The organism is Bradyrhizobium sp. (genome assembly GCF_052389815.1).
In the GTDB taxonomy this organism is placed as follows: Bacteria; Pseudomonadota; Alphaproteobacteria; order Rhizobiales; family Xanthobacteraceae; genus Bradyrhizobium.
Map to the genome: position 1 here is coordinate 1 of NZ_JBQTHN010000035.1, position 4,644 is coordinate 4,644.

At 64.2% G+C, this 4,644-nt stretch carries 8 protein-coding genes and 1 pseudogene; 5 read left to right on the forward strand and 4 right to left on the reverse strand.

Going from position 1 to position 4,644, the window contains the following annotated elements; genetic code table 11:
• Window positions 1–218, reverse strand: a pseudogene (locus tag ACT4OC_RS07885) (PA0069 family radical SAM protein); the annotation flags it as partial.
• A 120-nt stretch (window positions 219–338) separates the two neighbouring features.
• Between ACT4OC_RS07885 and ACT4OC_RS07890 the strand changes: the two are divergent.
• The 5 genes from ACT4OC_RS07890 (at window position 339) to ACT4OC_RS07910 (ending at window position 3,231) form a co-directional block, all read left to right on the forward strand.
• Entirely contained in the window at window positions 339–578 is a 240-nt protein-coding gene (locus ACT4OC_RS07890; RefSeq protein ID WP_444838412.1) for a DUF3551 domain-containing protein, read from the forward strand.
• A gap of 185 nt (window positions 579–763) precedes the next feature.
• The gene (locus ACT4OC_RS07895) at window positions 764–1,336 is read left to right on the forward strand and encodes a glycosyl transferase (RefSeq protein ID WP_444838413.1); all 573 of its coding nucleotides are present in this window, start codon (window positions 764–766) and stop codon (window positions 1,334–1,336) included.
• A gap of 239 nt (window positions 1,337–1,575) precedes the next feature.
• A complete protein-coding gene (locus ACT4OC_RS07900) occupies window positions 1,576–1,866 on the forward strand; it encodes a ribbon-helix-helix domain-containing protein (protein ID WP_444838414.1) in 291 nt (96 codons plus the stop codon).
• Window positions 1,856–2,167 (forward strand): type II toxin-antitoxin system RelE/ParE family toxin, encoded by a 312-nt coding sequence (locus tag ACT4OC_RS07905; protein WP_444838415.1) that lies wholly within the window; start codon window positions 1,856–1,858, stop codon window positions 2,165–2,167. Before ACT4OC_RS07900 ends, ACT4OC_RS07905 begins: the two co-directional genes overlap by 11 nt.
• A 134-nt stretch (window positions 2,168–2,301) precedes the next feature.
• Window positions 2,302–3,231, forward strand: coding sequence for a bifunctional helix-turn-helix transcriptional regulator/GNAT family N-acetyltransferase (locus ACT4OC_RS07910; protein WP_444838416.1), 930 nt, complete (start codon window positions 2,302–2,304; stop codon window positions 3,229–3,231).
• Window positions 3,232–3,406: 175 nt separating this feature from the next.
• Here the strand turns inward: ACT4OC_RS07910 and ACT4OC_RS07915 are convergent, their stop codons facing one another.
• The 3 genes from ACT4OC_RS07915 to moaB all read right to left on the reverse strand — a co-directional run bounded on the left by ACT4OC_RS07915 (window position 3,407) and on the right by moaB (window position 4,612).
• Window positions 3,407–3,658, reverse strand: a complete 252-nt coding sequence (locus ACT4OC_RS07915) for a hypothetical protein (protein ID WP_444838417.1) — start codon at window positions 3,656–3,658, stop codon at window positions 3,407–3,409.
• Window positions 3,655–3,906: a hypothetical protein gene (locus tag ACT4OC_RS07920; RefSeq protein ID WP_444838418.1), complete on the reverse strand. Its 252-nt coding sequence runs from the start codon at window positions 3,904–3,906 to the stop codon at window positions 3,655–3,657. The genes ACT4OC_RS07915 and ACT4OC_RS07920 overlap by 4 nt, the downstream gene beginning before the upstream one ends.
• Before the next feature lie 145 nt (window positions 3,907–4,051).
• The gene (moaB, locus tag ACT4OC_RS07925) at window positions 4,052–4,612 is read right to left on the reverse strand and encodes a molybdenum cofactor biosynthesis protein B (protein ID WP_444838419.1); all 561 of its coding nucleotides are present in this window, start codon (window positions 4,610–4,612) and stop codon (window positions 4,052–4,054) included.
• Between the last annotated feature and the right edge of the window lie 32 nt (window positions 4,613–4,644).

Below are 4,644 nucleotides of genomic sequence, written 5' to 3' on the forward strand. Positions count from 1 at the left end.
TGGACGGGCGGCCGCACTTCGTGGCTCTGCCACCCGTCGTCTAAAGCGCCCCTCGCCTCGGCCTCGTCGCGGCCCGTGGCATTGGATGGCGCGCCGCGGCCGCGGCGACGCTCGCGGTCGACCGCGACCGCAATCTCGGGAAAAGGAGTCGCACCCGCCGGTTCGGAGGGCACTGTCACCGGCGGGTGCCTGAGGGCATGAGAGGATGCTCGGCTCATGGCCAGAACATAACACGTCGTGAGAACAAATCAAGAACACACATTCGCGTGTTCACAGCAACCGCGCCGTTTCCGGCGCCGTACTTCCGGGGTCGCCAACACGGACCTCAAGGAAACGAAATGCCCAGGACACTCTTGATTGCTGCTGCGCTCGCAGTCGCCGCCAGCGCTGCCGTTCCCACTGCCGCCCGCGCGGACGCCAATGCTGCATTCTGCGCCAGGACCTACGGCATGGGGGGCGAAGTCGTTCAATGCAATTTCGCGACCTATGCCCAGTGTGCGGCAACGGTTTCGGGGGTAGGAGGATCGTGCTCGAGCAACCCCGCCCATAGCCTCGCCAGATGGCCTCGTTCGCGGTAACGGCGTCTTTCGCTGCTTTGGCAAATGTGGCCGGCGGTGCGGCTGTCGTCCTTGGACCAGCAAACGGCCGCGGCCGCCGAGGGCTCGAACCTGCCGCAAAAAACTGCACGCAAACGGCTGTTTTGATTGCGACAAGGTGGTAACAGTGCGGCGTTTTCACCGCTTGAGCCACCGAAGCCTCATTTATGTTGAGCGTCATCATTCCGACCGAAGGGATAGAGCAGCCGGCCGTCGCAACGCTGGCTGCCCTGGTACCGGGCGCCGCCGCGGGCGTCATCCGCGAGGTGCTGCTGGTCGACCGGGCCGGCAATGGCGTGATCGAACGGGTGGCGGACGTCGCCGGCTGCCGCTTCCTCAAGTTCGAGGGAACGCGCGCCGCTGCGCTCGCCGCAGGAGCCCGCCAGGCGCGCTCGCCTTGGCTGATGTTCCTGCATGCCGGTGCGGTGCTCGATTCCGGCTGGATCGAGGAGACCAGCCAGTTCATCAATGGCGTCGCCAATAGCGGCCGGCCGCGGGCAGCTGTGTTCCGCTACGCCCGTTCGCCCTATGCGGAGCGCCGCCTGCGCGACGGTCTCAAGGCTATAGCCCGCATGGTGGTGGGCCCCTCGGCGGAACAGGGCCTCCTGATCGCGCGCGAGCATTACGATCGCCTCGGCGGCTACCGGCCGGATGCCCGCCGCTCCGAGGCGCGTCTCTTGCGCCAGCTCGGCCGCTCCTCCCGCACGCTGCTGCGCAGCCGGATCATGGTGGTGGCCTGAGGCCGGGACCGGGCGAGAGCTGACGAGCTCGCAGGGCCTGGACTCAAAATAGCGAAAACAACCCCATGCAAAGTAGATGATGAGCCGGAATCCTGTTTGTGCTCTCATGCTCGTCAAGCGGTTCGCACACCCACCGTCCGATTAAATAATACAGATAGTTCAATGACTTGAGGCGCAGGCAATTGTCTGACGGGTCAAGAAGTAGTAATATATGCTCTCATAGCAGAGTGGAGGTCCGCATGGCATCCGTTGAGAAAGTAAGCGTTGCGCTCACAAGCGAGCAGATTTCTGCGCTTAAGGCAGCGGTAGATGCTGGTGAGTATGCGACCACGAGCGAGATCGTGCGCGAGGCTGTGCGCGACTGGCAATTGAAACGGGAGCTGCGCCAGGCAGACATCAAGCGCCTGCGGCAGATGTGGGATGAAGGCGTAGCCAGCGGCACTGCCGGCGAGCTGGACATGAACAAGCTGCGCAAGGAAGCCCGCGAGCGGCTCGAGGGTGCGAAGAAAGCTTCCGGCAGTGCCGGTTGAACTGGTCTGGTCGAACCAGGCTCGTACCGACCTGTTGGAAATCTACGTGATGATCGGCCTTGAGCAGCCCGCGGCTGCGGAGCGTTATTTCGATCGCATCGAAGCCAAGGCAGAGTTGCTGAGGACGCAGCCACGCATGGGCGTGCGTCGGTCCGACATCCGGCCATCCGTGCGGATGCTCGTCGAGGCGCCGTACTTGCTGTTGTACCGTACCGACCCTGACACCGATGAAGGGCCGATCGGCGCGGTCGAGATCGTCCGTGTCGTCGATGGTCGTCGGGATCTGACTGGAATATTCTAGACCAGATTGCGCAGCCACTCTCTCTTCAGCCGACCCGCCACGCGGCTTTCAGCCAGAACGGGGCAGAGCTGACACGGAGATATGCTTGCCAAAGTCAAATAATTAATTGACAATGGCAAATAATGAGGTGTGTCATGTCCCTGGATGATTTCGCCGGCCAGATCGATGCCGTCCGCGGCTTCAGCCGCTTCTACACGCGCAAGCTAGGCATCATCGAGCCGAAGCTGCTGCATAGCTCCTTCACCCTGCAGGAGGCGCGCATCCTCTACGAGATCGCGCATCGCCCGGCCTGCACCGCAACCGACCTTACGCGCGACCTCGGCCTCGATCCCGGCTTCCTCAGCCGCACCTTGCAGGCGCTGCAGCGCCGCCAGATCGTGACGCGAAAACCGTCAAAGGACGACGGACGCGTCAACGAACTCTCGCTGACCGCCAAGGGCCGCATCGCCCAGGCCGAGCTTGAGCGCCGCTCGCGCGAGGAAGTCGGCACACTGCTCGCCGGGCTCGATGACACCCAGCGCGCGGCCGTCGTGCGTGCGATGACCACGATCGAGCAGACACTGGAACGGCCCGCGGAAAGGCCGGCCGCCTTCATCATGCGCAGCCACCGGCCCGGCGACATCGGCTGGGTGATCTCGAGCCAGGCAAAGGCCTATGCCGAGGAATATGGCTGGGACATCAGCTACGAGGCGCTGGTCGCCGAGATCTGCGCGCAGTTCATCAGGAACTATGACCCTGCGCGCGAGCATTGCTGGATCGCGGAAGCTGGCGGCGAGCCGCTCGGCTCGGTCTTCCTGGTGAACGGCGGCGACGAGGTCGCAAAGCTGCGGTTGCTGCTGGTGGAGAAAAAAGCGCGCGGGCTCGGCGTCGGCCGCGCGCTGGTCGAGCAATGCATCCGCGGGGCGCGCGAGAAGGGCTACAAGGAGATGACGCTGTGGACGCAGAGCATCCTGCTCGCCGCGCGCGGCATCTATCAGGCGCTTGGCTTCCGCCGGGTCAAGGAGGAGCCGCACCACAGCTTTGGCGTCGATCTCGTCGGCGAGACCTGGGAGATGAAGCTGTAACAAACGGGTCATTCCGGGATGGTCCGAAGGACCAGACCTCAGATGCGCCATTGCGCATCGGGGAATCTCGAGGTTCTCAGGGGCGCAACTGCGCCGCAAAGTTCGCCTCCGCGAGGCGCCCCAGAATGACGGTGCAAGACAAACGAGCTGCGGTTTCCGGTCAGCAGTTGCCGGGCTACGTCGGCACTCGCAATCTGGGAAGATCGCTCTGGGCCTTATGCGCCATCCTGCTCGCCTCATCGATCGCCTGGACGACGCGGTTTATCTGGTCCTCCGCAGTGATGATTCTGGTGGCGTTGGCCAGACCCATCGCCTCACTTTCGGCCTGGTTTTCCGCCCAGGGCCTGCGGGTGCCCACCGCCACTGCCCAGACGACCGCGGCCGTCAGGAGCGGCATGGCTAGCGCGAAAATCTGTGCCTTGGTCATCGCAGGCCTCCCAGGGTCCACTGACCACCCAAATGTATGATGACGCCGGCGCCAAGGCAAAGGGGCGCCGCGCCGTAAACCAGGTCCAAATCGACGTCCTTGGGCAGGATCCCGAACACAAACTGGCCAAGCGGGACGAAGGTTCCGACCGTGATGACGGCCGTGGCGATGGTATTGGCCCAGTTCGCGACCAGCTTTAGGCGCTCGCTGCGGCGCTCGTCAGAGTCATCCCCAGCTCCCTTCAACATCCACTCCAAGGGCGATTGGGCGCATGGTCCAACTTCGGCAGCCGAAGGCTAGACGTCGCCCACGATCTTGCGGAAGCGGTCGATCGGAGTGCTCCTGATCGTCTTGGAGTCTTCGACGCGATACCAGACATTCTCATCATTCATCCTACGCCGACGCCCCCTTCGCCTTGGGCCGGCGCAGGTGCTCGTCGAGCCGCGGCATGATCTCGACGAAATTGCAGGGCCGCGTGCGGTAGTCGAGCTGGGCGGCCAGGATGCCGTCCCAGGCGTCGCGGCAGGCGCCGGGCGAGCCCGGCAGGCAGAAGATGAAGGTCGCGCCGGCAACGCCGGCGGTCGCGCGGCTCTGCACGGTCGATGTGCCGATCTTGGCGTGGCTCAGCATGTGGAAGGCGATGGAGAATCCATCCATCCGCTTTTCGAACAGCGGCTCGACGGCCTCCGGCGTGACGTCGCGCCCGGTGAACCCGGTGCCGCCGGTGGTGATGATGACGTCGATGCCTTCATCAGCGATCCATCGCTTCACCACTGCACGGATTGCCTCGACGTCGTCGGTGACGATCTCGCGCGCCGCCAGCTTGTGCCCGGCGGCAGTGAGACGGTCGACCAGCGTCGTGCCGGACTTGTCGTCCGCGAGCGAACGGGGGTCCGACCTCGTCAGCACGGCGATGTTGAGGGGCACGAAGTGCTTTTCCGGGAGTGTCGTCATCGTACTGTCGTCTCGGCCTGCCCGGGCTTGTC